Raw genomic sequence first — 19,299 nt, forward strand, 5'->3', positions numbered from 1 at the left:
TAGCGCACACGCTACTTATCTCGGACGCACAGGCTACTGACCGGAGCGCTCCGGTCCGATGGAATCGACAAGGTGACCACACAACCACTCAATGATGTTCGCGTACATGCGCTCACCAAGTCCTTCGGAACCCGCCGTCAGCCGGTGCCGGCATTGACCGGCATCAATCATGTTTTCGGCTCGGGCACATTCACCGCGGTGATGGGTCCGTCCGGATGTGGCAAGTCGACGCTGCTGCACTGCCTGGCGGGACTGGAACAGCCGAGCACGGGGAGCGTCGCGCTCTGCGGGATGCGGCTCGACGGCATGGGGGAACGAGCCCTGACCAGAATGCGTCGCGACCACGTCGGCTTCATTTTTCAGGACTACAACCTCATGCCCGGTCTGACGGTCGGCGAGAACCTGACTTTGCCGGGCCGGTTGTCCGGGCGTCGCCATGATTCGGCAGAGGTTCGCGATGCCTTGGAAGAGGTGGGCCTGGGTGGTCTCGAACGTCGCAGGCCCATGGAGTTGTCCGGTGGTCAGCAACAGCGGGTCGCCATCGCCCGCATCATGATCGCCACGCCCGGGGTGCTGTTCGCCGACGAGCCAACCGGTGCTCTCGACAGGCCCACCGCCACAGCCGTACTCGGACTGCTTCGCCGTGCCGTCGACACCTTGGGGATGACGTTGGTGATGGTGACCCACGATGAAGACGCGGCCGCGTGGGCCGACGAGGTGTTGCGCCTCGATGGCGGACGCATCCTCTCGAGGGAATACCCTCGCGCGGCCGGCGCGATTCGATGACCGGGGTTCGCGCGATTCGTGAGCAGCCGCTGCTCTACCTCGGTCTGTTCATCTCGCTGGTGTTCGGATCAATGTTGGTGGCAGCCACCACGATCTGCCTGTCCGCAGATGCGCAATACCAAGAACAGACTGGCCGGAGCAGCGACTTCGGCGTGCTCCTGGGCTACGTGGCGATGATCTGCGGATTCATGACGGTCAGCGTGGTGATGACATCGTGCTCGTGCATGGTGCGACTGCGACGGCGCGAACTCGGGTTGCTCCGGCTGCTGGGGGCATCTGGGTCCCGGATTGTGCTGGGGGAGTTGACCCAGATGCTGCTTTTGGCGCTCGTGGCCGCCGGGGTCGGAAGCCTGCTGGCCCTGGCCGCAGCGCCGATCCTGTTTGCCGCAGCACATCATTGGGGTCTGACGGAGACAACCCTGTCCGTGACGGGGGTCTGGCCTGCCATCGTGTCTGCAGGCATCGTCAGCGGGACGGCGGCAGTGCTGGGCGGATATCTGCCGGCTCGCAGAGCCGCGAAGATCTCACCGTTGGCGGCGCTTCGTGCTGCCGACATGAACACGCAGCCGCGGTCGCTCTGGCGGCTGGTGCTCGGAACATGCTGTGGCATCAGTGGAATCGCACTGATCGCCGTCGTCCGACCGGATGCACCTGTGCAGGCGATGCTGGTCGGCATTTGTGCACCACCACTGCTGACCTCCATGGTTGTAGCCTGGTCGCCCTGGTTGCTGCCTCGGTTGGCGGCGATAATGCTGCAGCCGTCGTCGAGGTTCGATCCGGTGGCATACGCCGCGCGCCTCAATACCCGGACCTCGGCACCCGCCGTGGCGGCACTGGCCGCGCCGGTCATCGCCATGATCGCGATCTCCGGGGGGTTGGCGTTCACGATCGACACGTCCGAAGTGCTCGCTGAACGCGCATTGCAGCGGGATCTGATGGCCGATGTTGTGGTGTCCGGTCCGGTGGTGCCGCAGTCGCAGCCGGGTGTCTCGGTCGACAGTCCGCTGCTCTCCGAGTTCACCCTGTTCGGTGATTACATGACCGCGTCGGCTGGGGTGATGGGTATCGACCCGCAGGCATACGCGCAGACGTGGCGCGATGCCGGGCACGCCGGCGCCTTGGACGAACTCGGACCCGGGACCGTTGCGATCGGGGAGTTCGAGGCGTCCGATCGGGGGCTGGGTGTGGGGTCGGTGCTGACCGTGCGGATGCCCGACGGTTTTGAGCAGAAGTTGCGGGTGGTGGCGTTGATCAACGACGACGCCGGAGTGGCGCCACCCTTTGCGATGTCGCGTGACGAGGTCGCGGCACACGATGCGCAGGCCGGTGTGGAGTACTCGTTTCTCAGCGGAGAGGCGGCGGTCGAGGACTTTCCCGGTGCGATGAGCCCGCAGGAGTGGATTGCCGCGACCACCGGAGAGATCCGGGACGAGAACACGATCGTTCTGGCGGTCTTGCTGGTACCGCCCTGCCTGTACGGGCTGTTGTCGATGGTCAACACGGTGATGATGCGGACCTCGGTGCGTGGCGGGGAGTTCCGGCTGGCACGTCGACTCGGGTTCGAACCGGACCAGGTGGTGGCGATGGTCCGCTACGAAGTGACAGCCACGGTGGGGGCGGCCTGCATCGCCGGCGCGGTGATCGGGGTGGGTATGGGTGCGTTCGTCCGTCAGATGGTGTTGCACGACGGACTCGAGGTGTTCCTGCGGCCCGAGTTCTTCGGGCTCGTCGCACTGGGCCTCGTCGGCGGTCTTCTGACGATCTGCGCGGCGACCGTCGCGTCGAGAAATCAGATCCGCAGTGAGGTCAGCTGACGGCTTCGGCTTCCGAGACCTCGCCGGTGCGGACCGGGCAGCGGGTACGCGAATAGATGGTCGGCATGCACAGGTTGCAGTGCACGCATTTGGAGACCGTTGTCGGATCGGCCTCGATGCGCAGAATGAGGTCGGGCTCGCGAAGGAGCGCCCGGCCCATGGCAACGAAGTCGAAGCCTTCGGCGAGCGCGAGATCCATCGACGCACGATCGGTGATGCCGCCCAACAGGATCAGCGGCATCGACACCGCTTCACGCAACTGGCGCGAGAGTGGCAGCAGGTAGGCGGGCTCGTAGTCGTACTTCTTCAGGAAGAACGGGGCAACCGCTTTGAGGCCCCAGCGCATCGCACCGTGGAAGGCATCGGAGAACTCTTTGCGCGGTACCTCGCCGTGGAACAGGTACATCGGGTTGAGCAGCGAACTGCCCGCGGTCGGTTCGATGGCATCGAGAAAACCGTCGGACTCGAACATGCGGCCGACCTCACACGCCTCGTCGACACCGAAGGAACCCGGGAAGCCGTCGTACATGCTGAGTTTGGCCCAGATCGCCACATCGTCGCCGACCTCGTCGCGGACGGCTTCGGTGATCTCGCGGCAGAACCGTGCCCGGTTGACCAGCGATCCGCCGTACTCGTCGTGGCGGCGATTCAGCAATGGGCTCAGAAAACAGCTGGCCAGATAGTTGTGACCGAAGTGGAGTTCTAGTCCGTCGAAACCGCTGTCGACCGCGAGCCGGGCGGCCCGCCGGTACTTCAGCACAGAGTCGGCGATGTCGTCGGTGGTGAGCTCTTTACACAGCGCCATGCCCATCGGAGCTGGAATGCGGGACGGGGCATGGGCTTTGGCCTGATTTGAGATGGAGTTCGCGACTGGGCCTGCATGCCCGAGCTGAGCTGCGGCGAGGGCTCCCTCGGCGTGTATTGCCTCGGTCAGGTCGATCAGGCCGGGCACGGCCTCCGGGCGCATCCAGATCTGGTGGCGGTCGGTGCGGCCTTCGGGCGAGATCGCGCAGTAGGCGACGGTGTTCATCGCGACACCGCCTGCGGCAACCTCTCGGTGGAACTCGATGAGTTCGGGTGTCACCAGGGCATCAGGTGTTGCCCCCTCAAACGTGGCGCATTTGATGATCCTGTTGCGGAGTTTGAGCGGACCGAGCGACGCGGGGGCAAACGGTGTGGGCTGCACCCTGCTGAGGGTATCTCCCAATTGAACGACGAACAAGAACAGGTTCTAGTTCCGACTATCTGATGATTCCATCCGGCCGGGGTCGGGTGACGAATAGCGCGTGGAGGTCCGATTCGCCGCGGCGCACGGACGCCGCTACCGGCGGCGTGGTCGCGAACTGCAGACGCAAGGGGCTTGACATGAAAGCACAGCACAAGCGGCATCTTCGACCCTCTGATTCGGGCCGTGACGACTGGCTCGACGCCCTGCCCGCCGACCCCGAGGGCCAGGAGTTCGCCGATGGTGGTGGCGGGTACGCCGCGCTGATGTCGCCGCGGGACCTGTGGTTGTGGATCCCCGCTGGATGATCGCTGATCGGTCGCTACGTGTCGTTCATGTGAATCACGCTCTGGCTAGGGGGTATGTGTCAGCGCGCCGAAGTGCAGCGACGTAGGGTAGAGCGCGTGGCTGAACACTTTGACACAGTTGTCCTTGGCGGAGGTCCGGGAGGTTACGTCGCCGCGATCCGGTCGGCGCAACTCGGGGCTAAAACCGCCGTAATCGAAGAGAAGTACTGGGGCGGTGTCTGCCTCAACGTGGGCTGCATCCCGTCCAAGGCGTTGCTGCGCAACGCCGAGCTGGCACATATCTTCAACCATCAGGCGAAGACCTTCGGCATGTCGGGGGATGTGACCTTCGACTTCGGTGCTGCGTTTGATCGCAGTCGCTCGGTCGCGGACCGGATGGTCAAGGGTGTCCACTTCCTGATGAAGAAGAACAAGATCACCGAGATCGACGGGTTCGGCGAGTTCGTCGGGCCCAAGACGATCAAGGTCGGCGATCGGGAGATCACGTTCGACAACGCGATCATCAGTACCGGCTCGGTGGTCAAGCTTCTGCCCGGCGTCGAATTGTCCGACAACGTCGTCACCTACGAGGACCAGATCCTCACCCGCGAACTCCCCGGCTCGATCGTGATCGTCGGCGCCGGTGCCATCGGCATGGAGTTCGGCTACGTGCTTGCCAACTACGGAGTCGACGTCACCATCGTCGAGTTCCTCGACCGTGTGCTTCCGAACGAAGACAAGGACGCGTCGAAGGAACTGGCCAAGGCCTACAAGAAGCTCGGCATCAAGGTCCTCACCTCCACCAAGGTGCAGTCGATCGATGACCAGGGTTCGAAGGTCGTGGTCAAGTACGTCGACGCCAAGGACAACGCCGGTGAGCTCACGGTCGACAAGGTCCTGATGTCGGTGGGCTTCGCCCCACGCGTCGAAGGTTTCGGCCTCGACAAGACCGGCGTCGAGCTGACCGATCGCGGCGCGATCGCGATCGATGGTCACATGCGGACCAACGTCGACGGCATCTATGCGATCGGTGACGTCACCGCGAAGCTGATGCTCGCCCACGTGGCCGAGGCCCAGGGCGTCATCGCAGCCGAGACCATCGGCGGAGCCGAGACGATGGTCATCGATGACTACCGGATGATGCCGCGGGCGACGTTCTGTCAGCCGCAGGTTGCTTCCTTCGGTCTCACCGAGGATCAGGCCAATGACGAGGGCTTCGACGTGAAGGTCACCACCTTCCCGTTCTCCGCCAACGGCAAGGCTCACGGCCTCGGCGAACCCACCGGTTTCGTCAAGCTCATCACCGACAAGACCAACGACGAACTGCTCGGTGGACACCTGGTCGGCGACAACGTCTCCGAGATGCTGCCCGAGCTGACGCTGGCACAGAAGTGGGACCTGACGGCCAAGGAACTGGCCCGCAACGTCCACACCCATCCGACGATGAGTGAGGCCATGCAGGAAACCTTCCATGGCGCCATCGGTCACATGATCAACCTGTAGATTTTCATGACCGATGAAGGGCCCGGCGACAATTCGCCGGGCCCTTCATTCATTTCCAGGCTGTGGACGCCGCCCGGACCGCTGGATCTGCGGGCCACGTTGGGTCTGCATCGTCGCGGAAGTGGTGATCCGTCCACCAGATTCGCGCCGAACGGTTCGATCTGGCGCGCGATTCACACTCCAGATGGTCCTGGAACGCTTGCGGTTTCGCATCACGGAGCCGAGGTGTTGGGGCGGGCTTGGGGTCCGGGTGGTCCGTGGTTGCTCGAACACATGCCGACAATGCTCGGCAGCCAGGACAGCCCGGAGGAGTTTGTCCCCCATCACGACGTCATCGCCAAGCTCGCGCGTCAGGGACGAGGGCTGCGCATCGGACGCACCGATCGGGTCTGGGAATCGCTGGCGGCGGGGGTGCTCGAACAGAAGGTGACCGGTGCCGAGGCCTGGCGGTCATGGCGGTACATCCTGAAAAAGTTCGGGGAGCCGGCACCGGGCGCGCCGAGTATGAGAGTGCCACCACCGCAACAGGTGTGGCGTGAGATTCCGCAATGGGAATGGCATGCCAGTGGTGCAGAACCGGCGAGACGCCGCACGATCGTCTCCGCAGCCGGCTACGACGTGGAGCGCAAGGCCGATCGACTGCATCTGCTGCGCGGAATCGGGCCGTGGACCGCGGCGCAGACCAGGGTGCGAGCGGTCGGGGACGCCGATGCGGTGCCGGTGGGCGACTTTCACTATCCGTCCATGGTCGGCGGCACGCTCATCGGTAAACGGGTCGACGATGACGGGATGCTCGAACTTCTCGAACCCTATGCCGGACATCGCTATCGGGTGATCCGGTTGATCGAGTTGTACATGCCGATGCCCGCCAGGCGGGCTCCCCGGATGCCGACCCGCGACTATCGAGACCTCTGAATCGGGACAGTCGCAGTAAACGGTATCCTCGCCCGGCTCCAGGCTGTCCTTGGGTCGGCTCTGTCGTTGCCGCTGCTGGTGTTGTGGTTTCATCTCATGTACCTGCCCCGGGCGCGACAACTCGCGCCACCGGAGGTGGTGGTGGTGAATCCGTGCCGCTGGCGACCGGAGTGGCCCGACGCCGATGTCCTGGTCAAGGCCAGCCATTTGTCGGTTGTCTTTCGGCAACTGTGCTTGTGACCCTGGTTCTGTGATCAAACGACCTCAGAGCACCGTGGAGTTCCGGGTGTTGGCGTGCGTGGTGGCGATCCTGTGCGCAGCCTTCGCCGGTCTGCACTTCGCGTGGGCGTCGGGATGGCGCACCGGCCTGCCGGTCAATGCCACACTGCTCGCGGGGCGGCCGTTGTTTCTGGCCTACGAGGTTGTCACCGGGGCCTTGCTGTTCGCCTCGGCCGCTATCTGCGTCGTGATCTGCCTGGCGGAGTTGACCGGCCGTTGGCATCGCCGGGTGACGCTGTTGGTGCTGGTCGGAAGCGAAATTGCAGTGATGCGCGGGGTGACCGCCTCGATCTTCGACGTGTCCGCGGTATCCAATGACGTGCCCGTGCACCCCGCAGGCATGCTGGCGAACGTGTCATTCGTCGTGATCGGCATCTGCGGACTCGTGATCTGGCGGGTCATGACAGGTGACCGTCGTTCGCTCGCATGCCGCTGACGACCCTTGTCGGGGCGGCAGGGCACCATGGGCACATGACCACTGGAATCACCGCCACCCGCGAGCAGGCTCAGACCATCCTCGAGCAGCTGGCAGGCCCCGACGCCACACTGCGCGACGACCAGTGGACGGCCATCGAGGCATTGGTGGTTCAACGACGGCGGGCGCTGGTGGTGCAGCGGACCGGCTGGGGCAAGTCGGCGGTGTATTTCATCGCCGCCAAGCTGCTGCGTGCCGAAGGTCGTGGCGCGACCGTCATCGTGTCGCCGCTGCTTGCACTGATGCGTAACCAGGTCGCCTCGGCCGAACGGGCCGGGGTGAAGGCGGCGACCATCAACTCGGGAAACGTCACCGAGTGGGACGACATCCATGAGCGCGTGAACAGTGGCGATCTCGACGTTCTGCTCGTCAGCCCCGAGCGGCTCAACAATCCGGACTTCCGCGACAATGTCCTGCCTGCACTGGCCGCAGACGCCGGTTTGGTGGTGGTCGATGAGGCGCACTGTGTGTCCGACTGGGGCCACGACTTCCGCCCCGACTACCGCCGGATCCGGACGCTTGTCGCCGAACTCGGGACCGACGTGCCGGTGCTTGCCACCACCGCGACCGCCAACGACCGGGTGGTCGAAGACGTGGCCGCGCAGCTCGGTGTCGGTGGCGGCGACACACTTGTGTTGCGCGGTGGACTCGATCGGGAATCGCTGCATCTGTCGGTGGTGAAGGTTCCGACGTCGGCTGAACGGGTGGCATGGCTTGCGGCCCATATCGATTCGATCGAAGGCTCGGGCATCATCTACACCCTCACCGTGTCCGCTGCTCGTGACGTCGCAACCCTGCTCACCGACCTCGGACACAAGGTCGCCGCGTACACCGGTGCCACCGATTCGGGCGAGCGGGAGCAGCTCGAAGCAGACCTGATGGCCAACCGGGTCAAGGCGCTGGTCGCGACCTCCGCGCTCGGTATGGGTTTCGACAAGCCCGACCTCGGCTTTGTCATCCACCTCGGGGCTCCGTCGTCGCCGATTGCGTACTACCAGCAGGTCGGTCGTGCCGGCCGTTCGACGGCCAGCGCCGAGGTGATCTTGCTGCCGGGAAGCGAGGACCAGGAGATCTGGCGATACTTCGCGTCGGTGGCTTTTCCTTCGGAAACGTTGGTACGCAGGGTGATCGAGGTCCTGGATTCCGATCGGGCGCAGTCCACCCAGGCACTGGAACCGCTGGTCGACCTCGGTCGCTCACGACTCGAGATGGTTCTCAAGGTCCTCGACGTCGATGGTGCGGTCAAGCGGGTCAAGGGTGGCTGGATCGGGACGGGTCAGCCGTGGTCGTATGACGAGGCCCGCTACGAGAAGCTCGCGATGGCCCGAAAGCGCGAACAGCAGGCGATGCTCGATTACCAGAACACCCCCAACTGTCGGATGGTGTTCCTGCGTGCTCAGCTGGACGATCCCGATCTGATCGCCGACAGCAAATGCGGGCGATGCGACAACTGTGCGGGCCAGCGGTATTCGGCAACAGTCGACGGCAAGTCGCTGGATGCGGCGCGCGAACAGCTGCAGCGTCCCGGTGTCGAACTGGCACCCCGCAAGCAGTGGCCTACGGGCATGAAGAAGCTGGGTGTTGAACTGTCGGGCAAGATCTCGGATGGACCCTCGACGGGCCGCGTGATCGGTCGACTCAGTGATCTCGGGTGGGGAAACCGATTGCGTCGGTTGCTCGATGAGCCCGACGCGCCTGCTCCCGAAGAGGTTGTGCGCGCCGCGGTTGCGGTACTCGCCGCGTGGCCGTGGCAGACCCGACCGACCGCGATCATGGGGCTCGATTCGGACTCGCATCCGATCCTGATCGGGTCGGTGGTCGATCGGCTGTCCGAACTGGGACGTCTGACGAACCTCGGGACGTTGCGTTACTCACCAGAACACCGATCGGTGACGGCCGCGAACTCGGCGTATCGGGTGGCCGGCCTGGAAAACGCATGGAGTGATCCCGACCCGGCGACCGTTGCCGCGCTCACCGGACCGGTGCTCCTGGTCGACGACCTTGCCGATACCGGTTGGACACTGACCATGGCGGCTCGGCAACTCCGTCGCGCCGGAGTCTCGGAGGTACTGCCGTTCGCGCTGGCGAGCACGAACTGAGGCGTATCTGAGCGACTGCTTCGGTCACTGACCACCGTCCTGCCTGCCGTTTCGTCGCCGGGCTGACTCCATCAGCGCAGGTCGAGCCGCATCAGGACCGTGGGCGCGAGCGCTCTTTGTCCTGGATCCGGGCGAAAGGTTTGGCCGCTTCGAGTTCGAACGCGAGCTCGAGCAAGGTGCGCTCGTCGCCGTGGGCTGCCGAGAAGTGGACGCCGATGGGCAGGCCCGTCCGGGTACGTCCCATGGGCAGTGAGATCGCCGGACTGCCTGCGGCGTTGTTCAATGGCGTGAAGCTGACGTAGTTGATCAATCGCGGGAACATCACGTCGTATCCCAGTGCAGGCGAGAGGAATCCGAGTTCGGGCGTGGTGTGGCCAAGCACGGGGGAGAGCACCACGTCGAGGTCGGAGAATGCCGCCCGGTATTGCTTCTCGCTGCGCTTGAGCCCGCGGATCGACGTCGGCGTCAGCCAGGGGCGTCGCAGGAAGTCTCGGGCCAATCCCGCCGTGAGCGGATCGAGCTCGCTTTTGTCGAACCTGTCACCGGTGACGTGTTTGCCGAAGTACTTCATGGAGAACGCCATCAGCGTCCAGTAGTGCACGAAGTCGCGAACAAAGCTCTGGTCGGTGGGAACGGTGATCTCTGAGACCTCATGGCCGAGTGACTCCAGCAGTTCCGCGGTCTGCACGACGGCAGTCTTGGTCTCGCTGTCGGTCGGATCCCCGACGATGGAGTTGAGGACCAGACCGACCCGCAGCCGACGGTCCGACGGGCCGTGGACGGACCCGATCGGAGGTAATTTCTTTGCGGGCCGGTACTTCTCAATGGCGGCAACGAATGCGGCGGTATCACGCACTGTTCGGGTCAGGGCGCCGTTGGAGATGATGTCGATCGGCATCGCCTTGCCCTGTATCGACTGGATCTCGCGGCCGCGCGTCATCTTCAGGCCGACCAATCCGCAGGCCGCAGCCGGAATTCGGATCGAGCCGCCGCCGTCGTTGGCATGCGCGATCGGCACCACGCCCGCGGCCACGAGTGCCGCCGACCCACCGGACGACGCACCCGAGGAGTAGCCGGTGTGCCAAGGGTTCCGGGTGGGTGGCGCAGAGACGAATTCCGTGGTGGCGTTGAAGCCGAACTCGGGTAGACGCGTTTTGCCGAGCATCGTCATACCGGTCGACAGGTATTGGTCGACGTACGGTTCGTTGGCCGGTTTCGGTGTCGGTCGGACCGCTCGCGAGCCGGATGCGGTAGGCAGGCCGGCGACGTGACTGTTGTCCTTGATGGCCGTGGGGACACCGGCAAACGCTCCGGTCGCCGGTGTTCTCGTTGCTGCCAATGCCCGGTCGAAGTCCTTGATGACCAGCGCATTGAGGTCTGGTTCGACATTTTCGGCGCGGGCGATCGCCGCGGCGGCGGCTTCGCCGGCGCTGATCTCACCGGCCGCGATGGCGGCCGCCAATGACACTGCGTCATGCTCGCCCAATGCGTCGTCGGTGAAAGCGTGGACGTGGGTTCGGTCGGCCATGCGCACACGGTACTGCAGAGTATTGGTAAGACCACTTGACCTCTTACCGTTGACGGTCCTACCGTCGAAGCATGCCGTTCCAGCCGATCGAACACCGCAGCGTCCCCGAGGACGTCTTCGAGCAGATCATCGAAGGTGTGCTCAGCGGAGATCTGGCTCCCGGTCAGTCGTTGCCAAGCGAGCGCGAACTTGCGCGGGTGCTCGGTGTGTCGCGGCCTGCTGTGCGGGAGGCGCTGAAGCGGGTGGCCGCGGCCGGACTTGTCACCATCAGGCAGGGCGACGGCACCACCGTCCGAGATGTGCGGAAGTTCGGCGGCCTCGACCTGCTGCCTCGCCTGCTCATCCGTCAGGGCGAACTCGATGTGTCGGTGGCCCGTTCGGTCATCGAGGCCAGAGCCCACATCGGCCCCAAGGTGGCCGAGTTGGCGGCGCTCCGCGCGAACACCGCACAGATCACCGCAGTGCGCGACGCGGCGACCAAGCTCGCTGATCTCGGTGACCCCATCGAGCAGCAGCTGGTCGCCCTGGACTTCTGGGACGCGTTGGTCGACGGCGCCGATTCGATTGCGTTCCGGTTGATGTACAACACGATGCGGGCGGCGTACGAACCCGCACTGCCGGCGTTGGCTGGTGTGTTGTCGGCGGAGGTCGGGAATGCGGCCGGCTACCGCGCGATCGTCGACGCCGTCGAAAAGCGCGATCCACAGAGGGCCGCCCGGGCCGCGACGGTGTTGCTCGAACCCGCGACCGCCGCGCTGATGGCGGCGTTCACCGAGATGGAAGAGCTGGTCCGGGAGGATTCCGATGACGACTGAACATCAGGCGACCGGCCGGAAGGATCGCCGGAAGGTCTCACTGCAGAGCGCCTTTCGCGAGTTCGTCAGGCACCCGTCACCATGGATGATCATTGTCTTCCTGACTGCTTCGACGATCGCCCGCGCTGCGGTCGGCGACTTCGCCTGGACCGATGCGCTGGTACCGGTGGTGATGGTCGTGTCATTTCCTTTTGCGGAGTGGGTGATTCACGTGTGCATCCTGCACTGGCGGCCCCGGACCGTTGCCGGACTGAAGGTCGACTCCTTGCTGTCGCGCAAACACCGCGAGCACCACAGCAATCCCCGCGACATCCCGCTGATCTTCATTCCGTGGCAGGTCCTGTGCCTGATATTGCCGGTAGCCGTTGCGGGCGGGCTGTTTGCCTTCGGCAGAACAGGATTGGGTTTGACGTTCATGGTGACCCTCGGCGTTCTCGGTCTGCTCTACGAGTGGACGCACTACCTCATCCACACCGATTACAAACCGAAATCACGCTTCTACAAAGCGACCTGGCGCCATCACCGGTTTCATCACTACAAAAGCGAGCATTACTGGTTCACCGTCACCACATCCGGGACTGCCGATCGGCTGCTCCGCACGGCTCCCGACCCCGAATCCGTCGAAAAGTCGCCGACTGCCAAGAACCTGCACGCGATCAGCTGAGCTGCTGCTGCGCTGGTCTCAGGTGAGACGCAGTACTCAGAAGTCTCGCTGGATCCGCAGGGCGCCGATGGTGGTGGCCAGTGAATCATATTGTCCGACAAGGAGTACGAACTCGATCAGCTGGCGCTCGTCGAGGTGGGCGGCCAGGTTCTTCCAGGTGGCATCGCTCAGGTCCTTGGTGCCCACCAACTCGTCGACGCCGCGGAGCAAGGCCTCGTCAACCCCGGACCAGCCCGCCTCGGGGCCCTGAAGTAGCCGTGAGAACTCGGCCTCGTCGATACCGGCCCGCCGGCCGAGTCGCTTGTGATGGTCGAGCTCGTACTGACAGTTGCGCAGATGGGCGGTCCGGATGATCACCATCTCGGCGTGGTGCCGAGAAAGTCTGCCGAACGGCATCATCCGGCTCGAGAAATGCAGCCATCCCCGGAACAGGCCCTTGGCCCGCCCCAGCGTCGAAAAGATGTGCGCGTCCGAAACTCCGATGACGCGGGCGGCCCCGCGGCTGAACACCCAGTTGAAGGGCCCGAGCTGACGGAAATTGCCGGGGTCGATGCGTGGTGTGGTCACGTCTGTCAACCTAGCGGAAGGAGTGTTGAGTAACGCCGGATCACCACCGCTCGGCGGACCCGGCGCCGACCGCACCCGCCTCAGGCCCGGCGCGTCGGTGGTGGCCTTCCCCGACCTGCCCGTTGGGGGACTAAAGTCCTATCAGTGCGTCGGATACTGATCGTGATCGTGGGTGTGCTCGCCGCGATGTCGGTGCTGGCGAGTTGCGGTGGTGACGACGGCACCGGGATTGACCGGCTCAAGGAGTCGGGCGTGCTGCGGGTGGGGACCGAGGGTACGTACCCGCCGTTCAGCTATCACGATCCAGCCACCGGCCAACTCGTCGGCTACGACGTCGACGTGGCGAAGGCGGTCGCCGAGAAGATGGGTCTCCGGGTCGAATTCGTCGAGACCCCATGGGATTCCATTTTCGCGGCGCTGGAATCCGACCGGTTCGACGTGGTCGCCAACCAGGTCACGATCACCGACGAACGCAAGGCGAAATACGATCTGTCGACGCCGTATGCGATCGGTGAAGGCGTGATCGTGACGAGGGCGGACGACAACTCGATCACCTCGCTTGCCGATCTCAAGGGCAAGACCACGGCGCAGTCCGAGACCAGTAACTGGGCGCAGGTGGCGCGGGATGCAGGAGCCAACGTCGAGTCGGTCGAGGGTTTCACCCAGGCCATCAAGCTGCTCAACCAGGGGCGGGTACAGGCAACGGTGAACGACAGCCTGTCCGTTCTCGCCTATCAGGCGACCACCGGCGACACGAGCATCAAGATCGCGGCGAACATCGGGGAGAAGAGCGAGCAGGCTTTCGCGGCGCCCAAAGACAGTGGGCTGATCGACGAGATCGACGCCGCGCTCGAAGAGCTCAGGAGCGATGGCACCCTCGCGGCGATCTCCCAGGCCTATCTGGACGCCAATGCCGCAGGCACGTCGGAACCGAAGACTGGGCCCAGTACGTGGAAACTGATTGCGGACAACCTGTGGCCGATGGCCAAGGCCACCATCACCGTGACCATCCCATTGACGGCGATCAGCTTCTTTTTCGGTTTGATCATCGCGCTGGGTGTGGCGTTGGCGCGGATGTCCAAGAATCGGGCGTTGTCGTCAGTCGCGCGGGTCTACATCTCGTTGATTCGCGGAACGCCGCTGCTGGTCCAGCTTTTTATCATCTTTTACGCGCTCCCCGAACTGAACATCCTCATCGATCCGTTCCCGGCAGCGGCAATCGCCTTCAGTCTCAACGTCGGTGGTTATGCCGCCGAGATCATCAGGTCGGCCATCGGCAGTGTCCCGAAGGGGCAGTGGGAGGCCGCCGAAACGATCGGCATGAGCTATCCGGTCGCGCTGCGGCGCATCATCTTGCCGCAGGCGCTTCGCACCGCAGTCCCACCGTTGTCGAACACGTTGATCTCGCTGGTCAAGGACACCTCGCTGGCCTCGACGATCCTGGTGACAGAACTGCTGCGCACCGCCCAGATCGCGGCAGCGCCGACCTTCGAGTTCTTTGCCCTGTACGGGACCGCGGCCCTGTACTACTGGGTTGTGTGCCTCGTATTGTCATCGGTACAGGGCCGCATCGAGATCCGACTGGATAGGTACGTGGCGAAATGACCGAAACTCCTGTGCCCCCGCAGAAGCCCACACCCACCGGTGAGACGGACAACCTCGTGACCGTGACCGGTCTGCAGAAGTCGTATGGCGACAACCACGTGTTGCGCGGCATCGGCTTCACCGTCCGGCCCGGTTCGGTGACCACAATCATCGGTCCGTCGGGGTCGGGCAAGACAACGATCTTGCGTTCGCTCAATGCCCTCGACGTGCCCGATGGCGGCCAGATCACCATCGGCGATGTATCCGTCGACTTCGACAAACCGGTACCCAAGGCGCAACTCGCCAAATACCGCGCGCAGTCGGGCATGGTCTTTCAGGGCCACAACCTGTTTCCGCACAAGACGGTGCTGGAGAACGTCATCGAAGGCCCGGTGATCGTGCAGAAGCGACCGCGCAGCGAGGTCGTGGCCGAGGCCGAGGCATTGTTGCTGCAGGTCGGTCTGTCGGACAAACGGGACCAGTACCCGCATCAACTCTCCGGGGGACAACAACAGCGCGTGGGGATCGCGCGGGCGCTGGCCCTCAAGCCCAGGCTGATGCTGTTCGACGAACCGACGTCCGCGCTGGATCCCGAACTCGTCGGGGAGGTCCTCGGGGTCATGAAAGACCTTGCCACCCAGGGCTGGACGATGATCGTGGTGACCCACGAGATCCACTTCGCGCAGAAGGTCGCCGACCAGGTGCTGTTCGTCGACGGCGGCATCGTGCTGGAACAGGGTCCGCCGGCCGAGGTGCTCGCCAAGCCGAAACACCAACGAACCAAACAGTTTCTACGCCGGATCCTGGATCCGGTCTAGCGGCCTCACCGCACCAGATACGGCGACACGGTGCTGCGGTGCGCGTCGATGTCGAGTTTTGCCCCGAGTGCCGGGAACGCACGCTGCGGGCAATTCATCCGTTCGCACACGCGGCAACCTGCGCCGATGAGTGTCACGTTGGCCTGTGGGCCGATCTCGAGACCGTCCGAGTAGACCAGTCGCGCGGCATGGCGCTGCTCGCAACCCAATCCGATGGCAAAGGTCTTACCGGGCTGGCCGTAGCGCGCCGCGCGACGCTCGACGGTGCGGGCCACCCAGAGGTAGTTGCGGCCGTCGGGCATCTGTGCGATCTGGGTCTGGATCTTGCCGGGCGAGGCGAAGGTCTCGTACACGTTCCACAGGGGGCACGTGCCGCCGCTGCTGGAGAAGTGGAAACCGGTGGCGGACTGCCGCTTTGACATGTTTCCGGCACGGTCCACCCGGACGAACGTGAACGGGACGCCCCGCAGGTTGGGCCGTTGCAGCGTCGAGAGGCGGTGACAGATCGTCTCGTACGAGACCGCGTAGAACGCAGACAGCCGCTCGATGTCGTAGCGGTAGTCCTCGGCCGCGCCATGGAATTGGGAGTAGGGGAGGACCGCGGCGGCGGCGTAGTAGTTCGCCATTCCGAGCAGTGCCAGCGCGCGCGCCTCGTCGGACGTGAAGTTGCCCTCGTCGACCATCTGTCGCATGAGGTCACCGCATTCGAGGTGTCCCAATTCTGCGGCCATCTTGAACACCCGCTGACCCTGCGAGAGGTGGCCGGAGATATCCAGGCGCCGCGTCTCGGGGTCGAAGTGGTGCAGAACCGTGTCGCCGAGGTCGACGCGTCGCACGATCTGGACGCCGTGGACGGTCTGCAGACGATTCGCGATCTCGCTGCGGACGTCACCGGAGTGCATCCGCATCCGGGACGTGAGCTCCTCGGCGGCGACATCGAGTTCGTGGAGATAGTTTCGCCGCTGATAGAAGTAGTCCCGAACCTCCTCATGGGGCGCGCTGATGGAACCCCTCATGGTGCCGTCGCCGCGTTCGTCGGTGGCAGCAGCGAGCTGTTCGGTGGCGATCCGATACCGGCGATGCAGGTTGACCATGGCCTTTGCCATATCCGGATGAGTGGTCACCAGGTCGGTGATCTCCTGGGCGTCGGCATTCGCGTCGAGGTCCTCGTCCATCATCACTTCGCGCATCTCGGCGATGAGCCGGGCGTTGTCCTGAGAATTGAAGAACCCGGTGTCGACCCCGAAGACCTCGCTGATCTTGAGCAGGACCGGCACCGTCAACGGCCGGGCATCGTGCTCGATCTGGTTCAGATAAGACGGGGAGATCTCGAGCGACTGCGCCAGCGCAACCTGCGACATGCCGCGCTCGGAGCGCAACTGCCGTAGACGTGCGCCGACGTAGGTCTTGGACATGCTCCTAGGGTATGCGGGTGCGGCCCGGGACCAGCGCAGGTCGCCGATCGAACACCGCGGACGGCGCTGTCTAGGGTGTGGGAATGCGCGGGAAGCTGTCTGTAACGGCGATCGTCTTCACATCCCTGTGTCTGGTGGGTACCGGATGTTCCGAGAGTTCCTCGCCTGCGTCGGAATCATCGCCACCGTCGGAGTCCTCGTCGAACACACCCGCTGCACTCCTGCTACCCGCCCGCGAGTTTCCCAAGGGCTATCAACCCGCCGAACTGGGCATCATCGACCTGCAGAGGCAGAACGCGTCCGCCCTCGAATCGGCGGGCTCGGCACTATTCGACCCGCCGCAGTGCCGCCCGACCGCTGATGCCGATCTCAATGACCAGCTCGACGTCTCCAACGCGGCGGTATCGGCATGGCAATCACCGACGGGCGGCACCATCACCGAATTGGTGACCACGGTGCCCCGGGATATCGACGCCGACGTGCGGGTCAGCGTCGGCGAATGTGCACAGTTCACGATCACGATCACACAGGGCAGTACGGCCGGGACCACCGTGCTCACCCAGAACCGGCGACTGACGCCCCCGGCCCTGCCCACCTCACTGTCGCTGATGGTGAGTTCGGTGGCGACCACCACATATCCCGGGGGACGGACGGCCACGTCGCACACGGTGGCCGGCTACGCCGTGGTCGACGGGATCAGCGTGCAACTGGTCGCCAACTCGACCGAAAAAGGCCTCAGTGAAGTCGAATTCGCTGATTTGTTCGCCGAAGCAGTGCGCCGGGTGGACGCCGCGACCAAGTGATCTGCGGACAGATCGCTGTGATTCTGCTCACCGCGTCAGCGTCTGGAGTTGGAAAACCGGGCGTCGTTGTGGACCGCACGCAACACCGCTTCTGTGGATGACCAGCCCGTAAAGTTGCAGTACGCGCGTACTTTTTGGCGTACTCACCGGTAACTAATTGAAAGTTGTTTACACCGCGATCTTCGCAACATTTGCAAACCCCGGTGAAAACCTGGCCTGAATTCACACCTGCGGCGTGTAGACCTGCAGCTTTGCCTGTGGCACTCTCGGTGAAGCAGGGGCCCTCCGGGGATACGAAATTGCTAACTCGTCCCGAACGGGTTCGGTTCTTCCGAACTCGGGCGGACCCGCCACACAGCACAAGCTCAACGAATATGGAGTGCGAGAATATGAGCACCGTCGGAAAACCAAGGACTGCCGCCGAGATCCAGCAGGACTGGGATACCAATCCTCGTTGGAAGGGCATCACCCGCGACTACACCGCTGAGTCGGTCGTCGAGTTGCAGGGCAGCGTCGTCGAAGAGCAGACACTTGCACGTCGTGGCGCCGAAATCCTCTGGGAGGGTGTCACGCAGGGTGATGGCAGCTACATCAACGCCCTCGGTGCTCTCACCGGTAACCAGGCTGTGCAGCAGGTTCGCGCCGGTCTGAAGGCTGTGTACCTCTCCGGCTGGCAGGTCGCCGGTGACGCGAACCTGTCCGGACACACCTACCCGGACCAGTCGCTGTACCCCGCGAACTCGGTTCCCTCGGTTGTTCGCCGCATCAACAACGCTCTGCTGCGCGCCGACGAGATCGCTCACGTCGAGGGTGACAAGTCTGTCGACAACTGGGTTGTGCCGATCGTGGCCGACGGTGAAGCCGGCTTCGGTGGCGCACTGAACGTCTACGAACTGCAGAAGGCCATGATCGCCGCCGGTGCCGCCGGAACCCACTGGGAAGATCAGCTCGCCTCGGAGAAGAAGTGTGGCCACCTCGGTGGCAAGGTGCTGATCCCCACCCAGCAGCACATCCGCACCCTGAGCTCGGCTCGCCTGGCCTCTGACGTTGCCAACGTGCCGACCGTGGTCATCGCCCGGACCGACGCCGAGGCCGCCACCCTGATCACCTCCGACGTCGACGAGCGCGACCAGCCGTTCGTCACCGGTGAGCGCACTGCCGAGGGCTACTACCACGTGAAGAACGGCATCGAGCCGTGTATCGCACGTGCGAAGTCCTACGCGCCGTACGCCGACATGATCTGGATGGAGACCGGTACCCCCGATCTCGAACTGGCTCGTAAGTTCGCCGAAGCCGTCAAGAGCGAGTTCCCGGACCAGCTGCTGTCTTACAACTGCAGCCCGTCGTTCAACTGGAGCCAGCACCTCGACGATTCCACAATCGCCAAGTTCCAGAACGAGCTCGGCGCAATGGGATTCACGTTCCAGTTCATCACCCTCGCCGGCTTCCACGCCCTGAACTACGGCATGTTCGACCTTGCCTACGGTTACGCCCGCGAGCAGATGACCGCATTCGTCGACCTGCAGAACCGCGAGTTCAAGGCTGCCGACGAGCGCGGCTTCACCGCCGTCAAGCACCAGCGTGAGGTCGGCGCCGGCTACTTCGACCGCATCGCCACCACCGTTGACCCGAACAGCTCGACCACTGCTCTGAAGGGCTCCACCGAAGAAGGCCAGTTCCACTAGGACTCGGCTAGTCCGCCACCCCGGGACTTAAGCGAAC

At 64.1% G+C, this 19,299-nt stretch carries 17 protein-coding genes; 13 read left to right on the forward strand and 4 right to left on the reverse strand.

The window, feature by feature from the left end; genetic code table 11:
• Positions 1–72 precede the first annotated feature (72 nt).
• Positions 73–786 carry an ABC transporter ATP-binding protein gene (locus AC1TPF_RS21600; RefSeq protein ID WP_482145275.1) on the forward strand — a complete coding sequence of 238 codons (714 nt, stop codon included), beginning with the start codon at positions 73–75 and terminating at the stop codon, positions 784–786.
• Positions 783–2,600, forward strand: coding sequence for an FtsX-like permease family protein (locus AC1TPF_RS21605; protein WP_482145276.1), 1,818 nt, complete (start codon positions 783–785; stop codon positions 2,598–2,600). The genes AC1TPF_RS21600 and AC1TPF_RS21605 overlap by 4 nt, the downstream gene beginning before the upstream one ends.
• Here the strand turns inward: AC1TPF_RS21605 and AC1TPF_RS21610 are convergent.
• Complete coding sequence (locus AC1TPF_RS21610; protein WP_482145277.1) at positions 2,593–3,786, reverse strand: oxidoreductase; 1,194 nt, start codon at positions 3,784–3,786, stop codon at positions 2,593–2,595. The genes AC1TPF_RS21605 and AC1TPF_RS21610 overlap by 8 nt on opposite strands.
• 179 nt (positions 3,787–3,965) lie before the next feature.
• On the opposite strand from AC1TPF_RS21610, the gene AC1TPF_RS21615 reads away from it, so the two are divergent.
• The 5 genes from AC1TPF_RS21615 (at position 3,966) to AC1TPF_RS21635 (ending at position 9,383) form a co-directional block, all read left to right on the forward strand.
• The gene (locus AC1TPF_RS21615) at positions 3,966–4,133 is read left to right on the forward strand and encodes a hypothetical protein (protein WP_482140966.1); all 168 of its coding nucleotides are present in this window, start codon (positions 3,966–3,968) and stop codon (positions 4,131–4,133) included.
• Between the two features lie 54 nt (positions 4,134–4,187).
• Positions 4,188–5,615: a dihydrolipoyl dehydrogenase gene (gene lpdA / locus AC1TPF_RS21620; protein ID WP_482145278.1), complete on the forward strand. Its 1,428-nt coding sequence runs from the start codon at positions 4,188–4,190 to the stop codon at positions 5,613–5,615.
• Between the two features lie 6 nt (positions 5,616–5,621).
• A complete protein-coding gene (locus AC1TPF_RS21625) occupies positions 5,622–6,530 on the forward strand; it encodes a DNA-3-methyladenine glycosylase family protein (RefSeq protein WP_482140963.1) in 909 nt (302 codons plus the stop codon).
• 250 nt (positions 6,531–6,780) lie between these two features.
• The gene (locus AC1TPF_RS21630) at positions 6,781–7,245 is read left to right on the forward strand and encodes a hypothetical protein (protein WP_482140961.1); all 465 of its coding nucleotides are present in this window, start codon (positions 6,781–6,783) and stop codon (positions 7,243–7,245) included.
• A 35-nt stretch (positions 7,246–7,280) separates the two neighbouring features.
• Positions 7,281–9,383 (forward strand): RecQ family ATP-dependent DNA helicase, encoded by a 2,103-nt coding sequence (locus AC1TPF_RS21635; RefSeq protein ID WP_482140959.1) that lies wholly within the window; start codon positions 7,281–7,283, stop codon positions 9,381–9,383.
• Positions 9,384–9,474: 91 nt separating this feature from the next.
• On the opposite strand, the gene AC1TPF_RS21640 is transcribed toward AC1TPF_RS21635, so the two are convergent.
• Complete coding sequence (locus tag AC1TPF_RS21640; protein ID WP_482140958.1) at positions 9,475–10,911, reverse strand: amidase; 1,437 nt, start codon at positions 10,909–10,911, stop codon at positions 9,475–9,477.
• A gap of 71 nt (positions 10,912–10,982) precedes the next feature.
• Between AC1TPF_RS21640 and AC1TPF_RS21645 the strand changes: the two genes are divergently transcribed.
• Complete coding sequence (locus AC1TPF_RS21645) at positions 10,983–11,726, forward strand: FadR/GntR family transcriptional regulator (protein WP_482145279.1); 744 nt, start codon at positions 10,983–10,985, stop codon at positions 11,724–11,726.
• Positions 11,716–12,390, forward strand: coding sequence for a sterol desaturase family protein (locus tag AC1TPF_RS21650; RefSeq protein WP_482140954.1), 675 nt, complete (start codon positions 11,716–11,718; stop codon positions 12,388–12,390). Before AC1TPF_RS21645 ends, AC1TPF_RS21650 begins: the two co-directional genes overlap by 11 nt.
• Before the next feature lie 36 nt (positions 12,391–12,426).
• On the opposite strand, the gene AC1TPF_RS21655 is transcribed toward AC1TPF_RS21650, so the two are convergent.
• Positions 12,427–12,957 carry a carboxymuconolactone decarboxylase family protein gene (locus AC1TPF_RS21655; protein WP_482140952.1) on the reverse strand — a complete coding sequence of 177 codons (531 nt, stop codon included), beginning with the start codon at positions 12,955–12,957 and terminating at the stop codon, positions 12,427–12,429.
• Positions 12,958–13,143: 186 nt separating this feature from the next.
• Here AC1TPF_RS21655 and AC1TPF_RS21660 point away from each other — a divergent pair, with 186 nt between their 5' ends.
• Complete coding sequence (locus tag AC1TPF_RS21660) at positions 13,144–14,562, forward strand: ABC transporter permease subunit (RefSeq protein ID WP_482141464.1); 1,419 nt, start codon at positions 13,144–13,146, stop codon at positions 14,560–14,562.
• Complete coding sequence (locus AC1TPF_RS21665) at positions 14,559–15,359, forward strand: amino acid ABC transporter ATP-binding protein (RefSeq protein WP_482140950.1); 801 nt, start codon at positions 14,559–14,561, stop codon at positions 15,357–15,359. The genes AC1TPF_RS21660 and AC1TPF_RS21665 overlap by 4 nt, the downstream gene beginning before the upstream one ends.
• Before the next feature lie 5 nt (positions 15,360–15,364).
• On the opposite strand, the gene ramB is transcribed toward AC1TPF_RS21665, so the two are convergent.
• Positions 15,365–16,774 carry an acetate metabolism transcriptional regulator RamB gene (ramB, locus tag AC1TPF_RS21670; protein ID WP_482140948.1) on the reverse strand — a complete coding sequence of 470 codons (1,410 nt, stop codon included), beginning with the start codon at positions 16,772–16,774 and terminating at the stop codon, positions 15,365–15,367.
• Positions 16,775–16,857: 83 nt separating this feature from the next.
• Here ramB and AC1TPF_RS21675 point away from each other — a divergent pair, with 83 nt between their 5' ends.
• Positions 16,858–17,577, forward strand: a complete 720-nt coding sequence (locus AC1TPF_RS21675) for a hypothetical protein (protein WP_482145280.1) — start codon at positions 16,858–16,860, stop codon at positions 17,575–17,577.
• A gap of 389 nt (positions 17,578–17,966) precedes the next feature.
• Positions 17,967–19,262, forward strand: coding sequence for an isocitrate lyase (aceA, locus tag AC1TPF_RS21680; RefSeq protein WP_482140944.1), 1,296 nt, complete (start codon positions 17,967–17,969; stop codon positions 19,260–19,262).
• Positions 19,263–19,299 lie beyond the last annotated feature (37 nt).

The sequence above is a fragment of the Williamsia sp. Y853 genome (assembly GCF_056786495.1).

What these genes read in the sequence shown, in the direction of transcription:
- AC1TPF_RS21675 (WP_482145280.1), top strand. Translation starts at nt 16,858, where the DNA reads ATGCGCGGGAAGCTGTCTGTAACGGCGATCGTCTTCACATCCCTGTGT.
- AC1TPF_RS21665 (WP_482140950.1), top strand. Translation starts at nt 14,559, where the DNA reads ATGACCGAAACTCCTGTGCCCCCGCAGAAGCCCACACCCACCGGTGAG.
- AC1TPF_RS21650 (WP_482140954.1), top strand. Translation starts at nt 11,716, where the DNA reads ATGACGACTGAACATCAGGCGACCGGCCGGAAGGATCGCCGGAAGGTC.
- AC1TPF_RS21605 (WP_482145276.1), top strand. Translation starts at nt 783, where the DNA reads ATGACCGGGGTTCGCGCGATTCGTGAGCAGCCGCTGCTCTACCTCGGT.
- AC1TPF_RS21645 (WP_482145279.1), top strand. Translation starts at nt 10,983, where the DNA reads ATGCCGTTCCAGCCGATCGAACACCGCAGCGTCCCCGAGGACGTCTTC.
- ramB (WP_482140948.1), bottom strand. Translation starts at nt 16,774, where the DNA reads ATGTCCAAGACCTACGTCGGCGCACGTCTACGGCAGTTGCGCTCCGAG.
- lpdA (WP_482145278.1), top strand. Translation starts at nt 4,188, where the DNA reads ATGTGTCAGCGCGCCGAAGTGCAGCGACGTAGGGTAGAGCGCGTGGCT.
- AC1TPF_RS21635 (WP_482140959.1), top strand. Translation starts at nt 7,281, where the DNA reads ATGACCACTGGAATCACCGCCACCCGCGAGCAGGCTCAGACCATCCTC.
- AC1TPF_RS21615 (WP_482140966.1), top strand. Translation starts at nt 3,966, where the DNA reads ATGAAAGCACAGCACAAGCGGCATCTTCGACCCTCTGATTCGGGCCGT.
- aceA (WP_482140944.1), top strand. Translation starts at nt 17,967, where the DNA reads ATGAGCACCGTCGGAAAACCAAGGACTGCCGCCGAGATCCAGCAGGAC.
- AC1TPF_RS21660 (WP_482141464.1), top strand. Translation starts at nt 13,144, where the DNA reads ATGTCGGTGCTGGCGAGTTGCGGTGGTGACGACGGCACCGGGATTGAC.
- AC1TPF_RS21625 (WP_482140963.1), top strand. Translation starts at nt 5,622, where the DNA reads ATGACCGATGAAGGGCCCGGCGACAATTCGCCGGGCCCTTCATTCATT.
- AC1TPF_RS21640 (WP_482140958.1), bottom strand. Translation starts at nt 10,911, where the DNA reads ATGGCCGACCGAACCCACGTCCACGCTTTCACCGACGACGCATTGGGC.